Raw genomic sequence first — 25614 nt, 5'->3', positions numbered from 1 at the left:
TGGACTTCATTTAAAAGGATTTTTCAATTATGCTGTTTTTTTCTTATTTTCTACTTCATCTTCTTCAAACATATTTTCATTCACCGGAGGTCTTCCAGGAAGAATAAGGTTAAGTAATACACCGAATATTGCCGCTAAGGCCATTCCTTGAATTTGGAATGAATCAGAAACTTTAATGAATGCCCCACCGATACCAATGACAAGGATAACAGATGAAATAACTAGGTTTCTTTTGTCTCCAAAATCAATTTTACTGTCAACTAACATCCTTAATCCTGAAGAGGCAATGATTCCGAATAGAAGGATTGAAACACCGCCCATAACTGGTGTCGGAATGGTGCTGATCAATGCTGAAATTTTACCAACAAAACCAAAGATGATGGCGAAAATTGCTGCACCAGCAATGATATACACGCTGTAGATACGGGTAATCGCAAGAACTCCAATATTTTCACCATATGTGGTTTTTGGCGGTCCTCCAATAAGTGACGAAATGAGTGTCGCTGTTCCATCACCAAGGATTGATCGGTGTAAACCAGGATCTTTAATATAGTCATGTCCAACTACTTTACTCAAGACCAGCTGATGGCCAATGTGTTCCGATAAGGTAACTACGGCAACCGGAACCATCAGCAGGACTAAATCCAAAGTGAATTTAACTTTATAGCTGATAAACGGGAAGATAAAATCTGGAACTTCAAACCAATGTGCTTTTAATACTGGACTGAAGTCGACAATCCCTACAATTAATGCATATATATAACCAATAACGATGCCGCCTAATATTGGGATGATACTCAACATGCCTCTTAAGTAGATCGAAAAGATGATGGTTGCTGCAAGTGTCACAAGTGCCACTGAGAAATGAAGCAAACTATATTTTTGTGTCACCGGGTTATTCATCGCCATTCCAACAGCCGTTCCGGAAATGGCTAAACCAATTACAATGATCACAGGACCAACAACGACCGGCGGGAGTAGTTTCATGATCCAACGATAACCTGCCCTGCTAATGATAAGCGCAACAATTCCGTATATGAGCCCTGCCAAGAAAGTGCCGACCATTGCGGCGCCTGGACCACCAGCCGTTTTTGCTGCAATAATCGGAGCAATAAACGCAAAGGAAGAACCAAGGTAAGCAGGAACTTTAAATTGTGTAATGATTAAAAACGCCAAGGTTCCAAGTCCGCTCGATATTAACGCAATCGCTGGACTTAATCCAACCAAATACGGAACAAGAATGGTAGAACCGAACATTGCGAATAAGTGCTGTAGACTTAAAGTTAGCCATTGTCCCGGCTTTGGAACATCTTTTACGTCTAAAATTGGTGAGCTTGACATTTTTTCTCCTCCAGTTTTGATAAGGGGTTTTTCTTTATTTATTAGCATGGTTTTTTTTTTCATAAAAAAACCTCTTCGCCCGGGATGGTACAAAGAGGATAGAATTACCGAATATTGAGTAAATACCCGGTTTTTCCCCTTTGTCAGCCTCACGGGACTGCTATTAAAAGGGTGCTATTTATTTGTCATAAATACTTACTTGATCAACTTGGTCAATTTCTGCTAATTCAACCACGATTTTTTCCACACTTGATGTCGGAATGTTTTTTCCTACATAGTCGGCTCTAATCGGAAGTTCCCGATGTCCACGGTCAACTAATACGGCTAACTGGATTACAGAGGGGCGGCCCAAGTCCATAATGGCATCTAGCCCTGCTCTTACCGTTCGTCCTGTATATAATACATCATCTACAAGAATAACTTTTTTATCAGTAATTTCCGCAGGAATATCAGAGCCTTTTACAAGTGGTTCTTGATTATCCGTTTTCTTCGTCAAATCATCTCGATATAAGGTAATATCCAGTTCTCCTACAGGAATAGGTTTACCTTCAATCTCTTCAATCTTTTTTGCCAGGCGATCTGCGATATAAATTCCCCGAGTTCGAATCCCAACAAGAACACATTCTTCAATACCTTTATTTTTTTCAATAATTTGATGAGCAATCCGTGTTAAAGCTCTCGAAATCGCCTGCTCATCAAGAACAAGTGCCTTTTGATTATTCATAAAAAAACCTCCCGCTGTGCTTGGCGAGAGGTTGACAATTCTGAAATTAGGCAAAATCCACCTAAAGACATAAACCGTTACCTTCTCAGCCTCACAGGACTGATTTAAAGGTCATATTCAACTGTTGTTATCTTACAATACTTTTTATTCCCGTGTCAACGATTATTTCGTAAATGCTCTAACAGACTTTCAAAATCGAAAGGAATCGGTGCTTCAAATTCGAGATATTCCTGAGTTCGCGGATGAACAAAACCCAGTACCCCTGCATGCAATGCCTGTCCGTCAATTTCAAGTGTTTTTTTCGGTCCATACTTTGGATCTCCCGCAAGTGGATAGCCAATGTATTTCATATGGACACGAATTTGATGGGTTCTCCCTGTCTCTAATTGACATTCTACCAAGGTAAAATGGTTATAACGCTCCAGCACATGGAAATGGGTCACCGCATGTTTGCCATCATCCACCACAGTCATGCTTTGACGGTCCTTTGGATCCCTTCCCAGCGGTGCGTCAATTGTACCAAAATCATGTGGGATAACCCCATGCACAATTGCCATATATTTACGGGTTACTGATTTTTCAACTAACTGATTTACTAAGCTTTCATGCGCCATATCGTTTTTCGCAACCATTAAAAGACCTGAGGTGTCTTTATCAATTCGATGAACAATTCCAGGACGTAATACTCCATTTATACCGGATAAATCCTTGCAATGTGCCATTAGGCCATTTACAAGCGTTCCAGTTAAATGACCCGGCGCAGGATGAACGACCATTCCTCGCGGCTTATTTACAACCAACACATCGGTATCCTCATAATAAATATCTAAGTCCATTTCCTCTGGAATCACATCTAGTGGTTCTGGATCTGGAATTGTAATTTCGATAAGATCATTTACCGCACATTTATAATTTGTTTTCACCACTTGTCCATTAACGAGGGCATTTCCATCCTTAATCCATTGTTGGACCTGTGTTCTTGACCATTCTTCATCAAGCGCAGAAATTACTTTATCAATGCGGTCGCCCTTTTGTTCTTCAAGAATGGTGTGTTCCATTTTCTCCATATGATTTCTCCTTTGATTCTCTCTCATCACGCAGCATCGAAATCATTAATAAAATTACGCCGATTACTAATGCTGAATCTGCAATATTAAATACTGGAAAATTATAGCCAAAAATAAACGTATGAATAAAATCGACTACTTCTTTACGAATCACCCGGTCAATAAAATTTCCAATAGCTCCTCCTAGCATAAAAGAAAGGGAAACTCCAAGCAGCCATTTACCTTTTGCTGCTTTTTGTAAATAGTAAATTAAAGCAATAATGACCACCAAGGTGATGACGTAAAATAGCCACATTTGTCCTTGTAAAATTCCCCATGCAGCTCCTCGATTTCTATGGGAGGTAATATAAAGAAAATTTTCTATAATGGTGATGCTTTCGCCAAAATGCATTTTACTTACAATAAGCCACTTCGTAATTTGATCCAATACAATAACAAAAATCGCAATTAAGTAATAAAACACTAAGAAATACCTCCACATTTAACATTACTTCCTTAGCATTTTAGCATAATGAATAGCAAAACGACAATGTGATGGATTAAAAAGAGGAATTTATCGGTTTTTTATAAAATCTAATCAAATACTCTGAATCCTTTGTTGACTTTAATGTGGGGATTAACTGTAATAAATCGTCCGGTAGTAATTCACCAGAAATTTCACATTGACCATATTGGCCCCTTTTCATTTTTTCCATAGCAGAATCAATATCAGCAAGTTCTTCCTCCAATATAGAGGTAATCCACTCCCGCTTACTCTTATGTTTTAATGAATGTTCAATTTCTTCCTTTGTTTGACGGAGTTCCAAAAACAGCTTTTCCTGCATTGCATTCATAGTTGTTACCTCCGCTTTCATTATTGTTTCATTATTATCCACCGTCAGACCAAAGCTGACACGGATAAACATTTGACATCAAAAACAACAATTAACGGAGGTGGAAAATTTTAAAAGCCCTGTGCTAGCACAGGGCTTTTAATTTAAGCTAAATGTGTATAATTTTCTTTTACTACTTCTGCACAGCGCGGACAAAGTGTTTTATGCTCTGAATCCTGGCCGACCTCTGTTGAGACAACCCAGCAGCGCTCACATGTCTCACCTTCCGCTTTGGTGACAACAATCGCTGCATTATCAAGTTTAAGAGCATTTTCAGGTGCATTCTCCATAGTGCCTGCAACTTCAAAACCAGAGACAATAAATAACTGCTGCAAGTTTTCTTGAATCGAATCTAAAAGAACTTTTGTTTGCTCATTTACATATAGGGTAACTTTTGCTGTTAACGATTTTCCAATTACTTTTTCATTTCTAGCTTCTTCTAGCGCTTTTAAGACATCATCCCTGAGTTTCATAAATGATGACCATTTTTCCTCTAAATCTTTTGCATTTGTATAATCGACGTATTCAGGAAAATCTGTCAATTGTACACTCTCTTCCTCAACATCAGGAATAAACTTCCAAACCTCATCCGCTGTATGAGAAAGTATTGGTGAAACCAATTTAGTTAAAGCAACCAATGAGTCATACAAAACTGTTTGGATGGCACGGCGTTCATGATTATCTTTTGCCTCAATATATAAGACATCTTTTGCAAAATCCAAATAGAATGCGCTCAAGTCAAGTGTACAGAAATTATTTACTGCGTGATAAATACCGGAAAACTCATAATTTTCATATGCATTTCGGACATTTTTAATTAGCTTATTTAATTTAACAAGCATAAATTGATCCACTTCTCGTAAGTTTTCAAAAGCAACCTTATCAGAAGCTGGGTTAAAATCTGCTAAGTTTCCTAACAAGAAACGGAACGTGTTTCGGATTTTCCGATACACTTCGGCAACTTGTTTCAAAATGGCATCGGATACACGGACATCGGCTTGATAATCAACAGAAGCTACCCATAAGCGTAAAATATCAGCACCAAGCTGGTTCATAACCTTCGATGGAAGTACTGTATTTCCTAATGATTTGCTCATTTTTCGGCCTTCACCATCAAGTGCAAAACCATGGCTTAGAACTCCTTTATATGGAGCTTTTCCTGTAACGGCAACAGCTGTAGAAAGTGATGAGTTAAACCATCCGCGATATTGGTCAGAACCCTCAAGATAAAGGTCTGCCGGGCGGACTAAATCTTCTCTCTCTAGTAAGACAGCCTGATGGGAAGATCCGGAGTCAAACCAAACGTCCATGATATCTGTTTCTTTTGTAAATGTGCCATTCGGGCTGCCCGGATGGGTAAATCCTTCAGGAAGCAACTCTTTCGCTTCACGTTCAAACCAAACATTTGAACCAAACTGGCGGAATAATTCTGATACATGATTAATCGTTTCATCCGTGATGATTTCTTCGCCATTTTCTGCGTAGAATACTGGGATTGGTACACCCCAGACACGCTGGCGGGATATACACCAATCACCACGGTCACGTACCATATTAAATAGACGAGTTTCTCCCCATGCAGGAACCCATTTGGTTTCCTTAACCGCTTCAAGGAGCTCGTTTCGGAAATCTTTAATTGAAGCAAACCATTGGGCAGTAGCTCGGAAAATGACCGGTTTTTTGGTTCTCCAATCATGTGGATAAGAGTGTGTAATAAATGAAAGCTTTAACAGTGCTCCTTCTTTTTCTAGGGCTTCTGCAATCGGTTTATTCGCTTGATCGTAAAATAATCCTTCGAAACCTGGTGCTTCATTCGTCATATGCCCTTTATCATCCACTGGACAAAGTACTTCTAAACCATATTTTTGACCAACATAGAAGTCATCTTCCCCATGGCCTGGAGCAGTATGGACACAGCCAGTACCAGCATCTGTTGTGACATGCTCCCCTAACATAACTAATGAATCCCGGCCGTATAGCGGATGCGCAGCAATGATATTTTCTAATTCAGTACCTTTAAGTTTCTGCACAACAACAGTTTCTTCCCAGCCAATTTCCTTTGTTACAGCTTCTAAAAGAGCTTCGGCGACTAAGTATTTATTTCCATTTGCTGTTACAACTACATACGTTAAATCAGGGTGAACAGAGATTCCCAAGTTTGCAGGAATCGTCCAAGGAGTTGTTGTCCAGATGACAATTTGGGTATCGGCATCAAGAACACCTTTTCCATCTTTCACTTTAAAACCAACATAAATGGACGCTGAACGTTTATCTTGGTATTCAATCTCTGCCTCAGCAAGAGCTGACTCACTCGATGGTGACCAATAAACAGGCTTAAGGCCTTTATAAATATAGCCTTTTTTCGCCATTTCCCCGAATACTTTAATTTGCTGTGCTTCATACTCCGGTTTCAGAGTGATATAAGGGTTTTCCCAATCACCGCGAACACCTAAACGTTTGAATTGAGTGCGTTGGTTATCAATTTGTTGTAAGGCATATTCAGTACAAAGTTTTCTGAATTCTGCAACGGTCATTTCTTTCCGCTTTACACCTTTATTGGTTAATGCCTGTTCAATTGGCAGACCATGTGTGTCCCAGCCCGGTACATATGGAGCTTGGAAACCGCTCGATGATTTATAGCGAACGATAAAATCCTTTAAAATTTTGTTCAGCGCATGCCCCATATGGATATCGCCATTTGCATATGGAGGTCCATCATGTAGGACAAACATTGGACGTCCTTTTGTCCGCTCCTGTACTTTTGCATAAATATCGATTTCTTCCCATTTTGCCTGGATATCTGGCTCCCTTTGCGGAAGATTGCCCCTCATTGGAAATTCAGTCTTTGGCATTAATAACGTATCTTTATAATCCATTTTTTCTTCCTCCAATAAACATTTCTATTGAACAGAATAGACCATTTTTACAATAAAAAAACCCTCTCATCCCAAAATAGGGACGAGAAGGTTTTTTCCCGCGGTACCACCCTGATAGACAAGTACTTTTGTACCCATCCGCTTAACCATTCGTAACGTGAATCATACGCCAAAGCCTACTAACCTTATAAAGATTTTCAGCCTGGGACTCAAGGGTGATCTTCCAACTTTTCAACTTTACCGGGCTTTCACCCTCCCCGGCTCGCTAGAAAAAGCATCCGAAAAATTGTACTTTCCCTTTCATCGTCATTGTCCATACTATTTAATCTGTTAGAAAATTATATGCTATTATCTAAAGATTCGTCAAGCTAATGAATCTTCTTCTTCGTGAACTTTTAGTTCGGTTGCATCAATTTCGTATTCCAATAAATGATCCCAATCATCTGTGTTCAACATATCGAGCTGGGCTTCAATTAGCATCTTAAATCTTGTGCGGAAGACTTTTGACTGCTTTTTCAAATCCTCAATTTCCATCGCAATTTTTCGTGCTTTAGATAGGGATTCGTTCACAATCCGATCTGCATTTTTCTCAGCCTCTTTAATTATCAGCTTAGCTTCCTTTTGCGCACTTCGTTTTACCTCTTCACCCGCTTCTTGAGCAATAACAATTGATTTATTTAATGTTTCTTCAATATTTACAAAATGGCTCAAGCGTTCATTCATTTCAATTAAACGCTCTTCCAATTCTTTTTTCTCGCGTAAAACTAATTCATAATCCTTTATTACTTGATCAAGAAATTCGTTTACTTCATCCTCATCGTAGCCTCGAAAACCTTTATTAAATTCTTTATTGTGTATGTCTAACGGCGTTAAGGGCATGATGCCACCTCCATCAATGTATGCGTCTGTATGTATGACATTATTAATTCGACAAGATTTTCGATTTTCCTGCTGAAATATAAATTATTTTTGTTTCCCAACTTGTATTCGCCATTTTTCTTTCTTTGTTTTTCCATCAATTGACAAAATTTTCACCCTGCCGTGTCCGCGGACAGAGATTAAATCGCCTTCTCCACATTCAAAGGAACGGCTTTCGGTTAGCGTCCAGTTAACCTTAACTAAGCCTTGCTGAATCAGAAGCTGCGATTTTTGCCTAGAAAGATGATGAATTCCAGACACAACCGTATCCAAACGCAAGGATGAAACTGTCATTTCGCTTTCTACCCATTCATTGTGTACAGAAATTGCCTGATCAAGTTCTATTTCTTTTAATCGTACGGTGGCCCGCCCAATGGATTGCAGATTCATTTTAATATAATCACTAACTTCCTTTGAAGCAAAAAATTGAACTCTTTCTTCCTCAAACAGAATATCTCCGAATTTCCCCCGCTTCAAGCCCAATGACATTAGTGTTCCTAACACCTTTGGATGTTCGATCGTCAAAAATTTGGAGGGATATTCAATTTCAAATAATGCAATTTGGAAATCATCAAAGGTCTCTGAAAAATAATCAGGAATAATTAGCGCTCTTTTTCTTTCAACGCCTAAATTACCGCCAAAAAGGCGGTATTGAATTGAACTATTTTCACCAATCAGGACCTTTAAAATATGCTGTTCCCTTGGATCAAGGAAATCCGTCAGCTTAGGAGAATAAGAGGATTCCACATAATCCTTCCAATGTAATACCTGATCGAGAAATTCCCGCTCTTCAGGCCGAAAATGCTGATAAATATTCATAACCGTCTCCTAACTAAAGCTGTAAAACCGAAATTAGCCAATCCAACTTTGCAATGCTCTTAGTCCTACCGGAGCATAATAGAGAACGAAAAATGCGGCCAATGGGGATAGATCCATCATGCCGATTGGAGGAATAATCCGTCTAAATGGCTCTAGGAACGGTTCACAAATTCGATTAAGAAAAGAACCAATTTGCGAGCTGCTCATATTTGGGAACCAAGACATTAAAATATAAATGATTAGAATCCAACGATAAATTCCAATTAACTGAATTAATAGATTAAAAATTAAATCCATTTCCGTTTACCACCTCGTATCCTGAAATTCACTTTCCTTTACCAATGCTTCTGTAATATTACCGGACACTTCTACATTATCAGGTGTACACAAAAAAATCTTTTCGCCAATTTTTTGAATTTCTCCGCTGATGGTATATACTGCACCGCTTAAAAAATCTACAATTTGCCTTCCCTGTTCCTGATCAATACGCTGCAAGTTAACGACAACGGCACGGCGATTTTTTAAATGATCAGCAATCTCAGTCGCCTGAGAATAAGTGCGCGGTTCGACGAGTACAACCTTTGAAGACTTTTGTACACTTTGCAAGCTTACAACATTTTGAGGTTTTGCAGCTGGTTTGGGCTGTCTGACAGGCTGGACTTCTTCTACAAAGTCCTCATTTTCATCAAATTCCTCATCTAAAAAGAAAAACGTTTTTAATTTTGACTTTATGCTCATCATCATCCACTCCTAACCATCTTCGCCGACTAGTGCTGTTCCTATTCTTACCATTGTTGCACCCTCTTCAATTGCAATTGCAAAATCATTGGACATTCCCATCGAAAGCTCTGTACAAGGCGCATAATCTAGTTGAAGTTCCATGATTTGGTCCCGCAACTTTCTTAACCCACGAAAACTATTGCGAAGCATATTCTCATCATCGGTAAAAGGTGCCATTGTCATCAAGCCCTCAACCCGAATGTTTTCCAATGGCTGAAGCTGTTTAATAAATTCAATTGCTTCTTCAGGTGTTAAGCCATGTTTGGATTCCTCTTCGGAAATATTCACCTGAACGAGACATTTTACTGGTTTCACTGCACGCTTATTGATTTCTTCTGCCAGAGAAAATCGGTCCAATGAATGGATATATTCAACTTTATCGATGATATTTTTTACTTTTCTTGTTTGCAAAGTTCCAATGAAGTGCCAGTTAGGCTTGTCCCCTAACACTTCCCATTTCTTGAGAAGACCTTCATCACGGTTTTCTCCAAGATTTAAGATACCAGCTTCAACGGCTTCCACCGCTCTTTCTGTACTCACATATTTCGTAACGGCAATGACCTTTATTTCGTCGGGCTTTCGATTTACTGTTCGACATGCCCCTACTATTTGCTCATTAATATGTTCAAGCTTTGCTGCCACTTTCATAATCGTTTTAGCTCTCCTTCCACCCAATAAAACTCATCATTCTTCCTGACCGTCCCTTATCGCGCCGATGGGAAAAAAATTCCCCTTCATCGCAACTGGAGCAATAACCGGTCACGAGAATATTTTGATCAGGTATACCTGCCTTTATCAAAATTTGCCTGTTAAGCTCACGCAAATCTAATGAATATTGACCATCATTTACTAAATTATATGGCTTTTTTTCGACATCTTCTAGTGCTTTTTCTACAAAATCAATAACACGGTCATCTACAATATAACATTTTTCACAAATAGACGGTCCAATTGCCACAAAAATTTGGTCAGGACTAATTCCTTCCGCTTTAAACTTGATAATCATAGAGGCGGCTATTTCATTGACCGTTCCTTTCCAGCCAGCATGGGCGGCTCCAATCAAATGTTTCTCCGGTGCAATAAAAAAAAGAGGGACGCAATCTGCAAAGCAGAGAGTTAATAAAATGCCCTCTTCAATTGTATAAAAACCATCCGTCCCTTTAAACGAATGCTCATAAGCATCAGAACCTTTTCCTCGGTCTGCCTTTGTGATCTTTTGAATCATAATATCATGTGTTTGTTCAGCACCAACCCATTGTTTCAGAGGGAATTGGAGCAGGTCAGCAACCTTCTCTCTATTGGAGCATACGTGAACTGGATTGTCACCGACGTGAAACCCCATGTTTAGCTGTTCATATTCCCCTATTGAGTCCCCGCCATTTTTGGTCGTAATGCCGGCAACTAAACCGGGGAATTTCTCCATCCAGCTTTGTATTGTAAAAAATGATTGATTTCCTTTAACAAATGAATCCATGATATCTAACCTCTTCTTTTTCTATAGTTTACCATGAATAGCAAGATTGGTCACCGCAAGGATTCCTTGGTGATATTAGGCTTCATCAGAGATTTTTTCTTCAAAGCCTTTATAACGGACCAATATTACATCTTGGCCAATTTTGATAATATTCTTCCATGGAATCACAATATCTTGATCCTTTCCAAAAAAGCCGAGGACCCTGCCGCTTCCGCTTATGACGACGGCTTCAATTCTTCCCGTTGATAAATTAATTTCAATATCCCCGATATTCCCTAGCCTTTTTCCATCTGAGACATTGACAACGTCTTTTATTTGAAAATCAGAAATTTTAACCATCCTTATTCACTCCCATTTTTCTATACTATAGAAAATATATGATAAAAAGATGGAATTTATTTTGAATTACATAAATAAAGCTGCCCATATTGGACAGCTTAATTTTGGATGTTTTTATTCATTTGTCGGATTGCGGCTTTCTCTAGACGAGAAACTTGGGCTTGAGAAATTCCAATTTCGTCGGCTACCTCCATTTGCGTTTTACCTTGGAAGAACCTTTTTCTTAAGATTAATTTTTCGCGGTCGTTTAACCTGCGCATACCTTCTTTTAAGGCAATCTCTTCAATCCAGTGGATATCTTTATTTCGTTCATCGCTTAATTGATCCAATACATAAATCGGGTCGCCGCCATCATTATAAATTGGTTCGAAGAGAGAAACTGGGTCTTGAATCGCATCAAGTGCAAAGACGATTTCTTCATGGGGAACCTCTAAAACCTTTGCTATTTCTTCGGCAGTTGGCTCCCTGGACGTCTCACTCATTAGCCTTTCTCTAACTTGCAGGGCCTTATAAGCAATATCTCTCAGAGATCTGGAAACACGAATCGGATTATTGTCACGTAAATACCGACGAATCTCTCCTATAATCATTGGTACGGCATAGGTGGAAAACTTTACATTTTGACTTAAATCAAAGTTATCAATTGATTTCATTAGTCCAATACAGCCCACCTGAAACAGGTCATCAACAAACTCTCCACGATTGTTAAATCGTTGAATCACACTTAACACGAGTCGTAAATTTCCGTTGACGAGCTTTTCACGGGCAGTTAGGTCGCCCTCTTGCATTTGCTTGAAGAGTAATCTCATTTCTTCGTTTTTTAATACTGGAAGTTTTGATGTGTCCACACCGCAAATTTCAACCTTATTTCGAGTCAATCCTTTTTCCCTCCTCACAGGAGCTGCTGTACAAAAAACAGTATCTCCTTGGGCAGGAAAAATATGCACTTTTACTTGTCAGCTGATTGACCCTAATCGATCGAAAATCGTGCTTACATCCCGAAATTATTAGCTTTTTTGCTTAGAAAAATTTTCTTTTTTTCCAAAACTAAACCATTTTATTGAACTCTTTTCTTAATCTCTTGATTATTCTTTTTTCAAGTCTCGAAATATAGGATTGGGAAATTCCCAACATATCTGCAACATCTTTTTGCGTTTTTTCTTCTCCATTTGTAAGACCAAAGCGAAGTTCCATGATTTGCTTTTCGCGATCTGTTAATTGATGGAGGGCTTTCGTTAAAAGCTTACGATCCACATTTGCTTCCAAATCCTTTGTAATAATATCATCATCTGTTCCAAGTACATCTGAAAGCAATAATTCATTTCCATCCCAATCAATGTTTAATGGTTCATCAAAGGAAACCTCTGATCTAATTTTATTATTTCTTCTTAAGTACATCAGAATTTCATTCTCAATACATCTCGAGGCATATGTAGCAAGCTTAATTTTCTTTTCCGGGTTAAACGTATTGACTGCTTTAATTAAACCGATGGTACCAATACTGATTAAATCTTCAATATTAATTCCTGTATTTTCAAACTTTCTGGCAATATAGACTACAAGTCTGAGATTTCGTTCAATCAAAATGGATCGTGCTGCTTTATCCCCGCCAGGTAATTTTTTTAAAAGCAGTTCTTCTTCATCTTTACTTAATGGAGGGGGCAATGCCTCGCTTCCGCCAATATAATAAACTTCGTCCGTTTTAAATCCCAATTTGATTAGTAGTTTATACCAGTAATAGGAAAAGCGTAATCTCCATTTTTTCATGCAAGTTCCTCCTTCTAAAAATATGTTTTTCTGAGTATAGTAATATTAACTTACCTTCTCTGTATTCCCGGGCTGTCTAGGTCCAGTAAGCATTTTTGGATGGACGATGCATTGGAAAGCATCATCGGGAGAAAGCTCTTGCATAGTAAACGACACAAGACCCTTTTCACAAAGGAAGCAATCACCGTTTTTCTCAATTAATATAGAGTCAGGTTTTACTGCCATAATCAGTTGATGCTCTTGTCCAACCACACGAAAAGGAATGATTCGAAGCTTGTTTTGCCATTCTGAAGGTAATTCTTCCTCTCCCATTATTAAAGTCTCAGTATTCGCTGCCATCCGCTTGATTGGTTCTGACATGACTTCCATCTGGTTTTTAATCGAGATAAACATAACGGGAAGCCTTGTTAAAGGATCATACGCTTGATTTCCACTATCCACCAATCCTTTGAATGCATAGGTCTCAGAATTGATCGTAAGGCTGACACTAACAATTTGATCAAACTGAATCTTCGTCATTTCCATCCCTTCCACATTCTTCTTTGAAAAATGCCAAGCAATCGGAAACCCAATAAAGACAAACAGCCAGCTGATCGGATCCCCAAATCCCTTTAGTCCAGCAAGCAGGATGGACTCTGTTTGTAGAAAATAATGCGCCCCGATCAGTGCACCACCAATCAAAAACGTAGAAACATATAATGTCATTAATGCTTTAATAAAAAAGACCAGTCGCTTATATCCAAACGTGGCAAGAATCATTAATACCGAAAAGAGAAGTTTTGTAATCGGATGGTTTGAAAAGGCATGTATAGGTGTAAACGATAATAAAATGATCAAGGAACCGATAAATCCACCAGATAACAACCTCCATAAACGAATCTTTCTCTTTAAAAAAATCGCTGTTAAATATAGGAGCAGAGTATCAAATAAAAGGTTTAGAGCCCAGATTACATCTAAATATACAATCAAATAGCTTCCCCCTTCATTGATTCCCCCAAAAACTAAACCTCTTTATATTTCTATTATTCTGTTTTTTATCTTGTTTAGGAAAAAGTATAACTCACATAGAGCGCTGAAGTGTGTCACTTTCTGTAAACAAAAAAGCAGAAATTTTCACTATATGTCAGAGATTTTGTCGTATTTTTCCAGTCATATAAAAAGAAAAGGCACGGTCCCTATGCAGGACCGTGCCTTTTCTTTTAAAAAATTCTATCTTCTACGATTCCGATTTCTTAAGAAGGTTGGAATATCTAAAGCTTCTTCTTGAGAATTATTTGTATTGCGTACCGGTTCTTGTGGTACTTCTTCACGCTTTGGTTCTCTTTTAACGTTTCCAATTGGCGGTTTAACCTGTCCAAATGAAGGGCGAGCCACTTTCGGCTGCATGACTTCCTCATTAAATCCGGTAGCAATGACAGTTACGATAATCTCATCTTTTAAATTATCATTAATAACAGATCCGAAAATCATGTTTACTTCTTGGTCAGATGCTGTTGCAACAATATCAGCTGCCTCTTGCACTTCGTACAAGCTCAAGTTTGAACCGCCGGTAATGTTCATCAATACACCTTGCGCCCCATCAATGGATGTTTCAAGTAAAGGAGAACTAATCGCTTTCTTTGCAGCTTCAGCAGCACGATTTTCACCAGCTGCAATACCGATGCCCATTAATGCTGAGCCTTTATTCGACATAATCGTTTTTACGTCCGCAAAATCCAGGTTAATCAATCCTGGAACCGCTATTAAGTCAGAAATACCCTGAACACCTTGACGAAGTACATTATCAGCCTCACGGAATGCTTCAAGCATAGGTGTGCTTTTATCAACAATTTCTAAAAGCCGGTCGTTTGGAATGACAATTAGGGTATCTACCGCTTCCTTCATCGAAGCAATTCCCCCGGATGCCTGTGTAGAACGTTTTTTTCCTTCAAAGGTAAATGGACGTGTAACAACACCCACTGTTAATGCCCCAAGCTCACGAGCAATTTGTGCAATAACAGGCGCCGCTCCGGTACCTGTTCCGCCGCCCATGCCTGCGGTTACAAATACCATATCCGCCCCGCGTAAAGCTTCTTCTAATTGTTCTTTACTTTCTTCAGCAGCTTTTTTTCCTACTTCAGGATTAGCCCCAGCCCCAAGACCTCTGGTCAATTTACCGCCAATCTGCATTTTTACTTCTGCCTTTGAAAGATTTAAGGCCTGTGCATCTGTATTTACAGCAATAAATTCAACGCCTTGTACCCCATGTTCAATCATTCGGTTGACTGCGTTATTTCCGCCTCCGCCAACACCGATTACTTTTATTGTCGCAAGAGAATCTAAATTGGTATCGAACTCTAACATGACAAATCCTCCTAATTCGTCGATTTTCCTTTTCGTATGCTTATTCGAAAAAGTAACCAAGGATTTTTTTAACTTTTGATGACATCTTTTCTTCTGGTTGCTTTTCTACCTTTGCTTTTGGCTGTTGTTGTTGTTGTTTTGGGACTTTCTTTTCGATCGGTTCCGAAACTGGCGATGGTGCAGCAACAGTACCCCCTGGTAATCTAGCATTCTTGTAAGCATATTTGATTAGACCAACCGCTGTTGTATATTGAGGCTCTCTTACTCCAATATAATCAGGTATAGCTATGCGAACTCTATTTTGCAATATCACCTGGGCAAGCTCCAGCACTCCTTGCATATTTGCGATTCCGCCGGTCAACACATACCCTCCAGGCAAATCATTAAAGCCTTTTCGTTTCATTTCATGTAAAATCAAGTCAAAGATTTCTTCTAATCTTGCTTCGATTATGTCAGAAATTTCAAGTTGGTTGAATTGTTGATGCTGATCGCTTCCGATTATCGGAACACTGAATACTTCATCCTCTGAAGCTTCATCATAGAAAGCATGTCCATGTTTAATCTTTATTTTTTCGGCATCCTCCGTAGAGGTGCATAAAACCTTTGAAAGATCATTTGTAATATGATCTCCACCAACCGGCAAGACACTGGTTGATTTTAAATAACCCTGTTCAAAAACTGCCAGGGTGGTAGAACCGCCGCCAAGATCAATCAAGGCCACCCCAAGATTTTTTTCATCCTTTGATAAGGCAAATGAACCCGCAGCAAGCGGCTGAAGGGTTATGTCAAGAATCTCTAAACCTGCCTTCTCAACACATCTGAGTGTATTGTGCAAAATGGTTTTAGACCCTGTTATGATGGTCCCTTCCATTTCTAAACGAACCCCAATCATACCGCGCGGATCATTGATTTCATCAAGTCCATCAACGATAAATTGTTTGGAGACTACCCCGATAATTTCTCTTTCAGGCGGAATGGAAACGACTTGGGCCGCGTCAATCACCCTTAGTACATCATCATTGGTAATTTCCCGATTCGGACTGGAAACGGCTACAACGCCATGACATGGCTGCAACATGACATGATTCCCCGTTATTCCGACAATGACTTGTCTAATTTCCATTCCAATCATTCTTTCTGCCTGCTCTATCGCTCTCTTTATTGAATGAACGGTTTCGTCTATATCTACAATTGATCCTTTACGTAAACCTTCCGATTTTACATTACCAACACCAATTATATTTAATGAGTCATTGACCATTTCACCAATGATAACTTTTACACTGGATGTACCGATGTCAAGACTAACATATATTTCATTGCTGTTCATTCTTTGGCACCTCCTTTAGCATTCCTTCAGTCGAACAACAATTTTATTTTGTTCAAAAAAAGTTTCCTATACATATCTTATAAAATTATTCGTCACAACTAAATGATTCCCTTTAAAATCCATCAATTTTTTTCTAATTTTTCTTTGCTAGATGACCATTTTGCTATTAAAATTCGTCGAATGACAGCAATATTTTGAAACAATCTGACTCCAAATGCAAACACTGCCGCTAAATACAAGTCTACACCAAGATGGACACCTAGAAAAGCTAAACTTGCTGCAAGGATGATATTAAAAAAGAAGCCTGATACAAATACTTTTTCATCGTAAATATTTTGCAGATTTGCTCGAATTCCCCCAAACAAAGTGTCCAGTGCAGCCAGCACAGCAATCGATAAATAATTTGAATATTCTTCGGGAATTCGAATATCAGTAAACAACCCGAGAACCGCCCCAATGATTAATCCAAGTATGGGAAGCCACATTACTTATTGCCTCCTCCTTCATTTCCTTTAACCGGCTCCATATAACGAATACGAATTGGATTTTCATAGGAGGGAACCGTCACTTTTGTTTTGGGTGAAGATACAGTTAATCGTAAATTTTCAATGTAAAACTCTTCAATAGACTTTGAAACCTTCATTCGATTATACAATTTTTCTGCAGTATCGATACTGTCTGCGACCACCTTTACCTCTATTGGCAGGCTTTTAATGGTATGTCCATCAATTTTCGTTTGGGCATTAATATCACGAATAACGGTAGTATTAATCACTCTTTGTCCATCAATTGAGACATATTTGGCTTCATACATATTTAATTCATTTAGCAATCTTTCTAAAAGATCCGGAGAAACTTCCTGGGTTACAGATGCCCCTAATTCAATTTCCTCAAGCGCGGGTTCGATTTTCAAGATAATTCCAGGGCCTGTTACCTTTGTTAACCCGGCTTCAATCTTTAACTCATTTAATGTATCTTTCAGCGCCTGCTCCTTACCCTTCTTCCGTTTCGACTCATATGCGGTCAATTTTTCCTCATTTGAACGAATTTCACTTAAAAGAGTCGACTGCAATTCCTTTTCCTTTAACAAGGCTTCACGAATCTCCCATATATCCCGTGTATCACGATCAACCGGTTTTTTAATCGTTTGAAATTGAATCGCAATCATAAAACCGATGATGGCGGTAATCAAGGTAAAGCTTAAGTTTTTATTCGGTTTGTCCACTTTTTTCACCTAACCTTTTAATATATTAAAATGTGGACATCGTTTTCATCTCCTAATTCCCTAGAATAGGATTTAGAGTTATTTCATTTTCTTGTTCAAGGCTAAAAACAATATTATCATTTACAAGCTGATCCTTTACCCCTCCGGTAAGATTTAATGCAGCAGTTAGAACATCGGGGTCTCCTATTGCCGTTATTATAAATGGTGCCGGATGCTGCACACCATCAACAGTAATGACAGGACCATTGCAATTAATGTAGGAATGACTTGTCAGCCTTTGGCCATTGATGGCAATAGCCGCTGCACCGGAAATATATAATTCATTTATAACTTTAAATACATGGAATTCATGTACTAAATAATTATTAACATTGACCACTTTAGGATCATAGGCACCATCCGCCAGAGTCACTTTGACCCCTCTGCCCTTTACCTTTACCTTTCCTAAAAACATCCGGTATTTCTCCGCATCCTCTGCAAGGTTATAAAAGACCTGGGCTTCCTTCGAAAGGTCCTTTTCATTTTCGAAAACCATATTTTGCTTTTTCGCTAATTCTTTTTCAAGTTTTCTGTTTGTTTCCTTTTGTGCATTCAACTGGTTCCTTAAATCAAGGGTTTTCTCCCATTGTTGGTCTGAAAGCCTCTTCGTATCACTCATGTGTTCTCTTTGAGTTAAATGATAGGAAAAGGCAATCAGATACCCAAGCACCAAACACACAAGGGACAAGATTACGTGATTCCCCTTGACCTTTCTCCTACCCACCTTTTTGTTCCTCCGTCTTTGTATCATATGCCTTGAAATAAGAGCCTACTTCTAAGTCAATCACACCTTTTTTATTTGGGTCTAATTGGCTGACGATTGAAGGATAATGAACCATTTTTTCTGAAAAGCTTCTTAAGGTTGCACTCACTTCGAAACCATCATTCATAAATAAGGAGATATGATATTTGTCTGTTTTTTTCGGAGTATAGTGAATCTCAGATATGGAATTTACAATTTCAGCGGGAAGACTTTTTAGTCCATCAACCATTTCATTTAAGACAGCGCCTTCCTCAAAATCAAACAGAATGGGAGAATTACTCGGAATTTCTTTAAACGATTTCTCCGTAAGTATTTCCCCATTTTCCATAACAGGATAATAGGAGCCGTCTTTTTTCAGGTAGGCAATTCGTTTATGCTCTTGGATGGTAATCATAATAGTGTTGGGCCATTGAATCTTAACTTCTGCCTTTTTAACCTCTGAAAGTTCCTTTAATTTTTGAGAAATCTCTTTGCTCTTAACCTTCCAAATATTCGTATTTTTCGTGACCCCAGTTTTTTTGATAATTTCCTGACTGGAATATAAATCATTTCCTATCACAGCAATCCGTTTAACATGGCTTAATGGTGATTGCATATAGGCAATAGCTGCAATGAATGTAAAAAACAGAAGAAGCAGAAGAATTAGCCTTCTGTTTGCTTTTCGCCGTCTTTGCTCTTTTAACTTAGGTATTCTGTCCTCTAAAGCAACAATTTTACCTTTATCCATTCCTTTCCCCCCGTCAAAAGAACAACATTAAGCTTGTCCCCAAAAATAGCTTAAAAAATTTCCAATTTGCTTTTTAAAGTGAAAACAACGGCACGAATAATCATGCCGTCATTCATTTTCTTCCGTTTTTTTATTTATGATTAGTAATTATATCACAATATTTGTCATTCGGACGAAAAATTAACGTTAGAAAATCGCAATAAATTTTGGTATTTAAAATACCATTTTTTCTATTTTCGGCCAATGATTTCTACTTCTGTTTCCATTTTAACTTCATATAAGCTATAAATCGTGTCCTTTACATATTGTATTAAAGCAAGGACATCACCAGCTGTTGCATTTCCAGCATTGACAATAAAATTGCCATGCATTTCTGAGATTTTGGCCCCGCCAATGCTATGCCCCTTTAATCCAGCTACTTCGATTAACTTTCCGGCATAGTTTGGAAGAGGATTCCGAAAAATACTTCCCGCGCAAGGAAAATTCCATGGCTGCGTTTCTTTTCGGTAATCCTTATTTTTTTGCATCTGTGAAACAATGCTTGTTTTTTCTCCAGATTCAAGTTGAAAGACAGCCTCGACCACAATTCCCGGACGTTTCTGTTGTAATACAGAAGTTCGATAGGTAAATTCCATTTCTTCGTTTGAGAGCCATTCCATTGTTCCATTTTCGAAAAGAATGAGGGCTTTCGATAATATTTTACTAATGTCCGATCCATGTGCTCCTGCATTCATATATACTGCCCCGCCGACAGAACCTGGAATTCCACTCGCAAATTCAAGGCCCGTTAAACCCATTTTACTAATTTTTGTAGCTAAGCTTACAAGTGAATAGCCGCCGCCGACTCTTATTTCAGAATCCTTAACAGTAAGTTGATCTAAGCCGGTACCTAGTTTAATTACCACACCTTCAATTCCCTTATCAGAAACTAAAAGATTGGAACCACGACCGATTGCCCTCCATGGGAATTGATGCTTACGGACTAATTCCATTACTTTTATTAAATTTTCAGTTGAAGAAGGTTCAATGAATAAATCGGCTGGGCCGCCTATTTTGATGGTGGTATGGTTTGCCAGCAGCTCGTTTTGTTTCACTTTTCCAATGTTTAATTCCTTCAATTGTTTAATTATTTCGTCCACTTAATCACCCTGACTTTCTAAACCTTTTTATACAATTTATGCTTAAAGTGAATTTGGGCTACCTTAGTTTTTCGTTTGTAAGTTTTTTTATAGTTGTGTAACCTCATTTACGCTCAAGGCGCTCGCTTTCCGCGGGCGTTCCGGGGAGCCTCCTCGGCGCTGAAGCGCCTGCGGGGTCTCCCCAGTTCCGTACTCCCGCAGGAGTCTCGTGCCTTCCGCTCCAATTAATAAACCATGGTCTCTAGCTCAAACTTTTTATTAAATCATAAAGTCTGTTGGCGGAATCTGGAACGCCGATTTTCTTCGCTTTGGCCTTCATGTCTTTCAGTTTTTCCTTGTTTAATAAAATTTGGTCAATGCTTCCAACAAGACTTTTGTTATTCAAATCTTTTTCTAGCAATATTTTTGCTGCACCATTTTCGCTCAATGACCTTGCATTCTTTTCCTGATGATTATTGGTAACATATGGACTTGGGACAAGAATGCTTGGAATCCCAAGTGAAGTAAGCTCTGCTAACGTGGTAGCCCCTGCCCTTGATACTACTAAATCAATTCCCGAGAGTACTTCGGGCATATTATGAATAAACGGCTTAATGATGACATTACTTGGATTACCGATTAACTCCACTTCTTTTTTAACATCCTCAAAATGCACATCACCGGTTATATACAAAACCTGATATGATTTACTGCCAAATTCAGATAATGCTTTTACAACCGCATCATTAATTGGTTTAGCCCCACGGCTTCCACCAAAAATAAGTACGGAAGGAGCGGTTGCACTTAAGCCGGCTGATAATCTTCCCTTCACCCCATCTTGGCCAATCACTTCTGATGCCCGGGGATTGCCGGTGAAAACAACCTTATCTATAGGAAAATATTCTTTCGCTTCCTGAAAGCAAATGGCAATTTTATTCACATAACGGCTTAGAAACTTATTGGTCAAACCTGGAACGCTGTTTTGTTCATGAATAATGGAGGGAATTCCAAGTTTTGCGGCAGCATATACGACGGGACCGCAAACATAGCCTCCCGTTCCAATCACAACGTCCGGTTTAAACTCTTTCAAGATCTTTTTGCTATCTCGTGTTCCTTTGAAAAATCGAAAAATTGTTTTAATATTTTCAAAGGAGATTTTTCTCCGAAACCCGGTAATATGAATCGATTTAAAAGGAATTTTTTCTCTTGGGACAAGATTGCTCTCTAAACCATTTTTCGTTCCTATGTATAAGAATTCCGCATCTTTTGTCTGTTTTTGAATTTCTCTTATAAGGGCAAGAGCAGGATAAATATGTCCTCCCGTTCCGCCTCCGCTGACAACTATCTTCATAAATACACCTCATTAATAATTGCTGCCTACGTAATTACCTTCCTCATTCTACTATAAAAATCTATAAAATAAAGTCATTGATAAAAGAATGTTATGTAAATGTAAAGAAAACTCGCCGATTGGCGAGCCGTCAGGTGAAGATAGGGGCATAGTTGCCTTATAGTGAAAAATACCCTGTTATTAAAACAGGGCAACTAATTAATATCTTGAATAACGGCTAATATTTAATAGAACACCAATAGCCATTAACATTAAGGTCAGCGATGACCCTCCGTAGCTTAAAAATGGCAGTGTAATACCCGTAACCGGCATCAGTCCTGTGACTACGCCGATATTGATCATGACTTGAATCGCAACCATTGCAATAATTCCTACGGCTAGGAAGCTTCCGTACAAGTCCGGAGCACCCAGTGCGATTCGAATCCCCCTCCAGAGGAGCAATGCAAACAGCAATAGGATAAATGAGCCGCCGATAAATCCGAGCTCTTCAGAAAGAATCGCAAAGATAAAGTCCGTTTGCGGTTCCGGCAGGTAGAAAAACTTTTGCCGGCTTTGACCAAGACCCAATCCAAACAAACCACCTGGACCAATCGCAAGCAGCGATTGGATGATTTGAAAACCACTTCCAAGCGGGTCAGACCAAGGATCAAGGAAAGAGGTAATCCGCTTAATACGATAAGGGGCCGAAGCAATCAACCCAACGAATCCGGCAACCCCCAGTAGTCCTAAAAACGTAAAGTGACTAATTCGGGCACCAGCAACAAAAATCATCACCACACAAGTTCCTATCATTACTGTCCCCGTCCCAAGATCGGGCTGGAGCATAATCATGGCAAAAGCAATAAATGCAAGTCCAAGTGAAGGGATAAGCCCTTTTTTAAAGGAAGTAATAAATTTCTGCCGTTCAGATAAGTACTTTGCTAAAAAGGAAATCATTGCCAGCTTCATGAATTCGGATGGCTGAATTGAAAATGCGCCTACGCCAATCCAGCTTCTTGAACCATTTCGAACATTACCAATCCCAGGGATCAAGACAAGGACCAATAAAACAAAACAAACAATTACGATTGTTTTTGCCCATGTCCTCCAAGTCCAATAATTGATGTTCATAATGAAAAACATTGCAGCGATTCCCACCCCTGCAAATAGGGTTTGTCTTTTTGCAAAGAAGAAGGAATCATGAAATTTATATTCTGCCCATACAGCGCTGGCACTGTAAACCATTATCAGCCCAATGGCAAGAAGCGTGAAGGTTACAATCATCAAAATAAAATCAGGGGTTGTTCTCTTTGTCGGCACCACTAAACACCTCAACTACCAGTTTTAGGGCTTATAGCGAACCTCGGTGGAGAACACTATGATTGTCTAGCGCAGCTGCCGATAGGCGCCTTGCGCTTTCCTTTGGACAAGCCCTTACTTAAGCTTATGCACGGCTTCGATAAAAATGTCTCCCCTTACTTCAAAAGTTTTATATTGATCCCAGCTGGCGCATGCAGGAGATAACAAAATAACGTCGCCCGATTCGGAATACTGATAAGCCACAGGCACGGCTTCCCCAACATTATCGACACGCTTCATCATTTTTATTCCAGCCTCTTTCGCTACACGTTCAAGCTTCGGAGCAGTTTGGCCAAACGTTAGTAACGCTTTAACATTCCTTAAATAGGGAATCAGTTCATCAAATTCATTGCCCCTGTCCAAACCACCTGCTAATAAAATAACGGGAGTTTTGAAAGCAGCTAATGCATTAACTGTAGCCAAAATATTGGTAGCTTTTGAATCGTTATAAAATTTACGTCCGTTTATTTCACTAACATATTGCAGACGATGTTTTACTCCTGTAAATGTTTTGAGTACTTCTTGAATGGCGAGATTATCCACCCCGGTAAGTTTTGCTGCGGCAAGCGCAGATAATATATTTTCAAGATTATGTACACCAGGCAGGGCAATATCTTTCACTTCCATCACTTTTTCACCGTTAAAACAAATCCATTCACCACTAAGATAAGCCCCTTCAGATAGTTCACTTTTAGTGGAAAAAGGAATAATTTTAGCCCCGGATTGACGGGCAATTTCCATCGTATCTTCTTGATCGTAATTAACGATTAAATAATCATTTTCGGTTTGATTTTTTGTAATATTTGCTTTTGCCTTTATATATTCTTTCCTCGAGCCATGATAATCCAAATGAGCATCATAAATATTTGTGATAATTGCAATTTTAGGGGTGAATGCCTTAATCCCCATTAACTGAAAGGAAGATAACTCGATGACAATCGTATTATCTTTCGTCGCCTCTTCTGCCACGCCTGAAGCCACTGTTCCAATATTCCCGGCAATCAGCGGCTGTTTTTGTCCTGCATTCAGCATTTCATAAACTAGAGTTGTGGTCGTCGTTTTTCCGTTTGTACCGGTAATCCCAATAAACGGTGCTTCGGAAATTTGGTAAGCCAATTCAACCTCCGTAATGACAGGGATCCCTTTTTCAAGAGCCCCTTCAATGATTGGATTGTTATAAGGAATTCCCGGGTTCTTAACAATTAGTTCAAATCCATCATCAAGAAGCTCTACAGGATGGTCACCGCAAATAACTTTGATCCCTTCTTCCAACAATCCACGTGCTTCAGGGTTTTCCGATAATGGCTTTCGATCATTTACCGTTACAAATGCCCCAAGCTTATGTAAGAGTGCAGCAGCGGTCACCCCGCTTTTTGCAAGTCCAAGAACAAGAATCTTTTTATGACAATACGTCTCAATCTGTTTCAATTACAACCACACCTCGATATAGATTCCAAGAATCGCTAATATTAGTCCTACACTCCAAAAAGTAACAACAACTCGCCATTCAGACCAGCCGGCTAATTCATAATGGTGATGCAATGGACTCATTCGGAAAATCCGCTTCCCTGTTGTTTTAAAAGAAATGACTTGCAGAATAACTGATAAGGTTTCAATGACGAATACGCCGCCAATAATGATGAGCAGAATTTCAAGCTTCGTTAAAATGGCAATAGCTGCAATCGCCCCGCCTAATGCAAGTGAACCAGTATCTCCCATAAAAACCTTAGCAGGATGCGCATTAAAAACTAAAAATCCTAACACTGCTCCAACAATTGCAACGGAAAAAATCGCCACTTCTACCTGAGATTGATTCCAGGCCAGCACAGCATATGCACCAAAAGCAATGGCCGCTGTACCCGATACTAACCCATCAAGTCCATCCGTTAAATTGACTGCATTGGAAAAACCGACAAGCCAAAAAATAATGAAAAAGACATAGAACCAACCTAAATCAAAGGAGTAATCTCCAAAAGGTAAAGTAATCTCCGTCGGAAAATCATTTTGTTTATAAACAAAATAAAAAATGACTGAAATAATGATTTGTCCCAAAAGTTTTTGTCTGGACGTTAACCCTAAATTTCGCTTTAATACCACCTTGATAAAATCATCAAGAAAACCGAGTAAGCCAAAGCCGAATGTCACAAGTAAAAGTAAATAGGTTTTTACGGTTGGCGCAGAAAACTTTCCGGTCATCACTAGGGTGGTAATAATAATCGAGAATAAGATCATTATCCCGCCCATTGTCGGTGTACCTGTTTTCTTTTGATGCGATTTCGGGCCTTCTTCACGAATGCTTTGTCCAAATTTTAACCTTCTTAAGAAAGGGATAAAAATGGGAGAAAGCAATACAGATATTAGAAATGCCATAATGATAGTAAATAAAATAACTTGCTCTAGCAT

General features: G+C 39.0%; 27 protein-coding genes and 1 other annotated feature. All 27 genes read right to left on the bottom strand.

Translation table 11 applies throughout. The features are described from left to right. Positions 1-27 precede the first annotated feature (27 nt). Positions 28-1341: a solute carrier family 23 protein gene (locus tag M028_RS0116410; protein WP_026574818.1), complete on the bottom strand. Its 1314-nt coding sequence runs from the start codon at positions 1339-1341 to the stop codon at positions 28-30. A gap of 178 nt (positions 1342-1519) precedes the next feature. Beyond that, positions 1520-2065, bottom strand: coding sequence for a bifunctional pyr operon transcriptional regulator/uracil phosphoribosyltransferase PyrR (gene pyrR / locus M028_RS0116405; protein WP_026574817.1), 546 nt, complete (start codon positions 2063-2065; stop codon positions 1520-1522). A 155-nt stretch (positions 2066-2220) separates the two neighbouring features. Next, positions 2221-3132, bottom strand: a complete 912-nt coding sequence (locus tag M028_RS0116400; RefSeq protein WP_026574816.1) for an RluA family pseudouridine synthase — start codon at positions 3130-3132, stop codon at positions 2221-2223. After that, positions 3104-3595 (bottom strand): signal peptidase II, encoded by a 492-nt coding sequence (gene lspA / locus M028_RS0116395; RefSeq protein WP_026574815.1) that lies wholly within the window; start codon positions 3593-3595, stop codon positions 3104-3106. The genes M028_RS0116400 and lspA overlap by 29 nt, the downstream gene beginning before the upstream one ends. Positions 3596-3671: 76 nt before the next feature. Continuing rightward, positions 3672-3965 carry a hypothetical protein gene (locus tag M028_RS0116390; protein WP_026574814.1) on the bottom strand — a complete coding sequence of 98 codons (294 nt, stop codon included), beginning with the start codon at positions 3963-3965 and terminating at the stop codon, positions 3672-3674. Between the two features lie 143 nt (positions 3966-4108). Beyond that, the gene (ileS, locus tag M028_RS0116385; protein ID WP_026574813.1) at positions 4109-6880 is read right to left on the bottom strand and encodes an isoleucine--tRNA ligase; all 2772 of its coding nucleotides are present in this window, start codon (positions 6878-6880) and stop codon (positions 4109-4111) included. Between the two features lie 75 nt (positions 6881-6955). Continuing rightward, positions 6956-7193, bottom strand: a binding site (T-box leader). 50 nt (positions 7194-7243) lie between these two features. Further along, a complete protein-coding gene (locus tag M028_RS0116380; RefSeq protein WP_026574812.1) occupies positions 7244-7759 on the bottom strand; it encodes a DivIVA domain-containing protein in 516 nt (171 codons plus the stop codon). A gap of 84 nt (positions 7760-7843) precedes the next feature. Further along, a complete protein-coding gene (locus tag M028_RS0116375) occupies positions 7844-8617 on the bottom strand; it encodes a YlmH family RNA-binding protein (RefSeq protein ID WP_026574811.1) in 774 nt (257 codons plus the stop codon). Between the two features lie 33 nt (positions 8618-8650). Then, positions 8651-8914: a YggT family protein gene (locus tag M028_RS0116370; protein WP_026574810.1), complete on the bottom strand. Its 264-nt coding sequence runs from the start codon at positions 8912-8914 to the stop codon at positions 8651-8653. Between the two features lie 6 nt (positions 8915-8920). Next, positions 8921-9355 (bottom strand): cell division protein SepF, encoded by a 435-nt coding sequence (locus M028_RS0116365; RefSeq protein ID WP_026574809.1) that lies wholly within the window; start codon positions 9353-9355, stop codon positions 8921-8923. 12 nt (positions 9356-9367) lie between these two features. After that, positions 9368-10045 (bottom strand): YggS family pyridoxal phosphate-dependent enzyme, encoded by a 678-nt coding sequence (locus tag M028_RS0116360; RefSeq protein WP_026574808.1) that lies wholly within the window; start codon positions 10043-10045, stop codon positions 9368-9370. Between the two features lie 7 nt (positions 10046-10052). Further along, positions 10053-10871 (bottom strand): peptidoglycan editing factor PgeF, encoded by an 819-nt coding sequence (gene pgeF / locus M028_RS0116355; RefSeq protein ID WP_026574807.1) that lies wholly within the window; start codon positions 10869-10871, stop codon positions 10053-10055. A 75-nt stretch (positions 10872-10946) separates the two neighbouring features. Next, positions 10947-11210, bottom strand: a complete 264-nt coding sequence (locus M028_RS0116350) for a YlmC/YmxH family sporulation protein (protein ID WP_026574806.1) — start codon at positions 11208-11210, stop codon at positions 10947-10949. A 98-nt stretch (positions 11211-11308) separates the two neighbouring features. Next, positions 11309-12088: an RNA polymerase sporulation sigma factor SigG gene (gene sigG / locus M028_RS0116345; RefSeq protein ID WP_026574805.1), complete on the bottom strand. Its 780-nt coding sequence runs from the start codon at positions 12086-12088 to the stop codon at positions 11309-11311. A gap of 169 nt (positions 12089-12257) precedes the next feature. Further along, positions 12258-12977: an RNA polymerase sporulation sigma factor SigE gene (gene sigE, locus M028_RS0116340; RefSeq protein ID WP_026574804.1), complete on the bottom strand. Its 720-nt coding sequence runs from the start codon at positions 12975-12977 to the stop codon at positions 12258-12260. Between the two features lie 45 nt (positions 12978-13022). Continuing rightward, positions 13023-13946, bottom strand: coding sequence for a sigma-E processing peptidase SpoIIGA (gene spoIIGA, locus M028_RS0116335; RefSeq protein ID WP_026574803.1), 924 nt, complete (start codon positions 13944-13946; stop codon positions 13023-13025). 240 nt (positions 13947-14186) lie between these two features. After that, positions 14187-15320, bottom strand: coding sequence for a cell division protein FtsZ (gene ftsZ, locus M028_RS0116330; RefSeq protein WP_026574802.1), 1134 nt, complete (start codon positions 15318-15320; stop codon positions 14187-14189). A 40-nt stretch (positions 15321-15360) separates the two neighbouring features. After that, positions 15361-16650: a cell division protein FtsA gene (ftsA, locus tag M028_RS0116325; protein ID WP_026574801.1), complete on the bottom strand. Its 1290-nt coding sequence runs from the start codon at positions 16648-16650 to the stop codon at positions 15361-15363. Positions 16651-16772: 122 nt separating this feature from the next. Beyond that, entirely contained in the window at positions 16773-17135 is a 363-nt protein-coding gene (locus tag M028_RS0116320) for a small basic family protein (protein ID WP_026574800.1), read from the bottom strand. Next, on the bottom strand, positions 17135-17875 hold the full coding sequence (locus M028_RS0116315) for a DUF881 domain-containing protein (protein ID WP_026574799.1): 741 nt from the start codon (positions 17873-17875) through the stop codon (positions 17135-17137). The genes M028_RS0116320 and M028_RS0116315 overlap by 1 nt, the downstream gene beginning before the upstream one ends. A 52-nt stretch (positions 17876-17927) precedes the next feature. Next, the gene (locus tag M028_RS0116310) at positions 17928-18665 is read right to left on the bottom strand and encodes a DUF881 domain-containing protein (protein WP_035424176.1); all 738 of its coding nucleotides are present in this window, start codon (positions 18663-18665) and stop codon (positions 17928-17930) included. Further along, positions 18631-19404: a cell division protein FtsQ/DivIB gene (locus tag M028_RS0116305; RefSeq protein WP_026574797.1), complete on the bottom strand. Its 774-nt coding sequence runs from the start codon at positions 19402-19404 to the stop codon at positions 18631-18633. Before M028_RS0116305 ends, M028_RS0116310 begins: the two co-directional genes overlap by 35 nt. 230 nt (positions 19405-19634) lie before the next feature. Continuing rightward, complete coding sequence (murB, locus tag M028_RS0116300) at positions 19635-20543, bottom strand: UDP-N-acetylmuramate dehydrogenase (protein ID WP_026574796.1); 909 nt, start codon at positions 20541-20543, stop codon at positions 19635-19637. Between the two features lie 241 nt (positions 20544-20784). Then, the gene (gene murG, locus M028_RS0116295; protein WP_026574795.1) at positions 20785-21873 is read right to left on the bottom strand and encodes an undecaprenyldiphospho-muramoylpentapeptide beta-N-acetylglucosaminyltransferase; all 1089 of its coding nucleotides are present in this window, start codon (positions 21871-21873) and stop codon (positions 20785-20787) included. Positions 21874-22071: 198 nt separating this feature from the next. Further along, the gene (spoVE, locus tag M028_RS0116290) at positions 22072-23172 is read right to left on the bottom strand and encodes a stage V sporulation protein E (protein ID WP_026574794.1); all 1101 of its coding nucleotides are present in this window, start codon (positions 23170-23172) and stop codon (positions 22072-22074) included. A gap of 114 nt (positions 23173-23286) precedes the next feature. Further along, the gene (gene murD / locus M028_RS0116285) at positions 23287-24639 is read right to left on the bottom strand and encodes a UDP-N-acetylmuramoyl-L-alanine--D-glutamate ligase (RefSeq protein WP_026574793.1); all 1353 of its coding nucleotides are present in this window, start codon (positions 24637-24639) and stop codon (positions 23287-23289) included. Then, positions 24640-25614 carry a phospho-N-acetylmuramoyl-pentapeptide-transferase gene (gene mraY, locus M028_RS0116280; protein ID WP_026574792.1) on the bottom strand — a complete coding sequence of 325 codons (975 nt, stop codon included), beginning with the start codon at positions 25612-25614 and terminating at the stop codon, positions 24640-24642.

Origin of the sequence: Bacillus sp. UNC438CL73TsuS30 (assembly GCF_000482325.1) — a bacterium.
Lineage (GTDB): Bacteria > Bacillota > Bacilli > Bacillales > Cytobacillaceae > Neobacillus.
Note: the sequence above shows the minus strand (reverse complement) of the source record. Positions and strands in the feature narration are given on the sequence as shown.

Excerpts from the sequence above, each read along its gene's own strand:
- M028_RS0116400 (WP_026574816.1), bottom strand. The coding sequence starts at position 3,132 with ATGGAGAAAATGGAACACACCATTCTTGAAGAACAAAAGGGCGACCGC.
- pyrR (WP_026574817.1), bottom strand. The coding sequence starts at position 2,065 with ATGAATAATCAAAAGGCACTTGTTCTTGATGAGCAGGCGATTTCGAGA.
- M028_RS0116380 (WP_026574812.1), bottom strand. The coding sequence starts at position 7,759 with ATGCCCTTAACGCCGTTAGACATACACAATAAAGAATTTAATAAAGGT.
- pgeF (WP_026574807.1), bottom strand. The coding sequence starts at position 10,871 with ATGGATTCATTTGTTAAAGGAAATCAATCATTTTTTACAATACAAAGC.
- M028_RS0116350 (WP_026574806.1), bottom strand. The coding sequence starts at position 11,210 with ATGGTTAAAATTTCTGATTTTCAAATAAAAGACGTTGTCAATGTCTCA.
- M028_RS0116360 (WP_026574808.1), bottom strand. The coding sequence starts at position 10,045 with ATGAAAGTGGCAGCAAAGCTTGAACATATTAATGAGCAAATAGTAGGG.
- sigE (WP_026574804.1), bottom strand. The coding sequence starts at position 12,977 with ATGAAAAAATGGAGATTACGCTTTTCCTATTACTGGTATAAACTACTA.
- M028_RS0116410 (WP_026574818.1), bottom strand. The coding sequence starts at position 1,341 with ATGTCAAGCTCACCAATTTTAGACGTAAAAGATGTTCCAAAGCCGGGA.
- ileS (WP_026574813.1), bottom strand. The coding sequence starts at position 6,880 with ATGGATTATAAAGATACGTTATTAATGCCAAAGACTGAATTTCCAATG.
- mraY (WP_026574792.1), bottom strand. The coding sequence starts at position 25,614 with ATGCTAGAGCAAGTTATTTTATTTACTATCATTATGGCATTTCTAATA.
- M028_RS0116365 (WP_026574809.1), bottom strand. The coding sequence starts at position 9,355 with ATGAGCATAAAGTCAAAATTAAAAACGTTTTTCTTTTTAGATGAGGAA.
- murG (WP_026574795.1), bottom strand. The coding sequence starts at position 21,873 with ATGAAGATAGTTGTCAGCGGAGGCGGAACGGGAGGACATATTTATCCT.
- ftsA (WP_026574801.1), bottom strand. The coding sequence starts at position 16,650 with ATGAACAGCAATGAAATATATGTTAGTCTTGACATCGGTACATCCAGT.
- M028_RS0116310 (WP_035424176.1), bottom strand. The coding sequence starts at position 18,665 with ATGATACAAAGACGGAGGAACAAAAAGGTGGGTAGGAGAAAGGTCAAG.
- M028_RS0116370 (WP_026574810.1), bottom strand. The coding sequence starts at position 8,914 with ATGGATTTAATTTTTAATCTATTAATTCAGTTAATTGGAATTTATCGT.
- ftsZ (WP_026574802.1), bottom strand. The coding sequence starts at position 15,320 with ATGTTAGAGTTCGATACCAATTTAGATTCTCTTGCGACAATAAAAGTA.
- M028_RS0116390 (WP_026574814.1), bottom strand. The coding sequence starts at position 3,965 with ATGAATGCAATGCAGGAAAAGCTGTTTTTGGAACTCCGTCAAACAAAG.
- M028_RS0116305 (WP_026574797.1), bottom strand. The coding sequence starts at position 19,404 with ATGGATAAAGGTAAAATTGTTGCTTTAGAGGACAGAATACCTAAGTTA.
- M028_RS0116375 (WP_026574811.1), bottom strand. The coding sequence starts at position 8,617 with ATGAATATTTATCAGCATTTTCGGCCTGAAGAGCGGGAATTTCTCGAT.
- M028_RS0116320 (WP_026574800.1), bottom strand. The coding sequence starts at position 17,135 with ATGTGGCTTCCCATACTTGGATTAATCATTGGGGCGGTTCTCGGGTTG.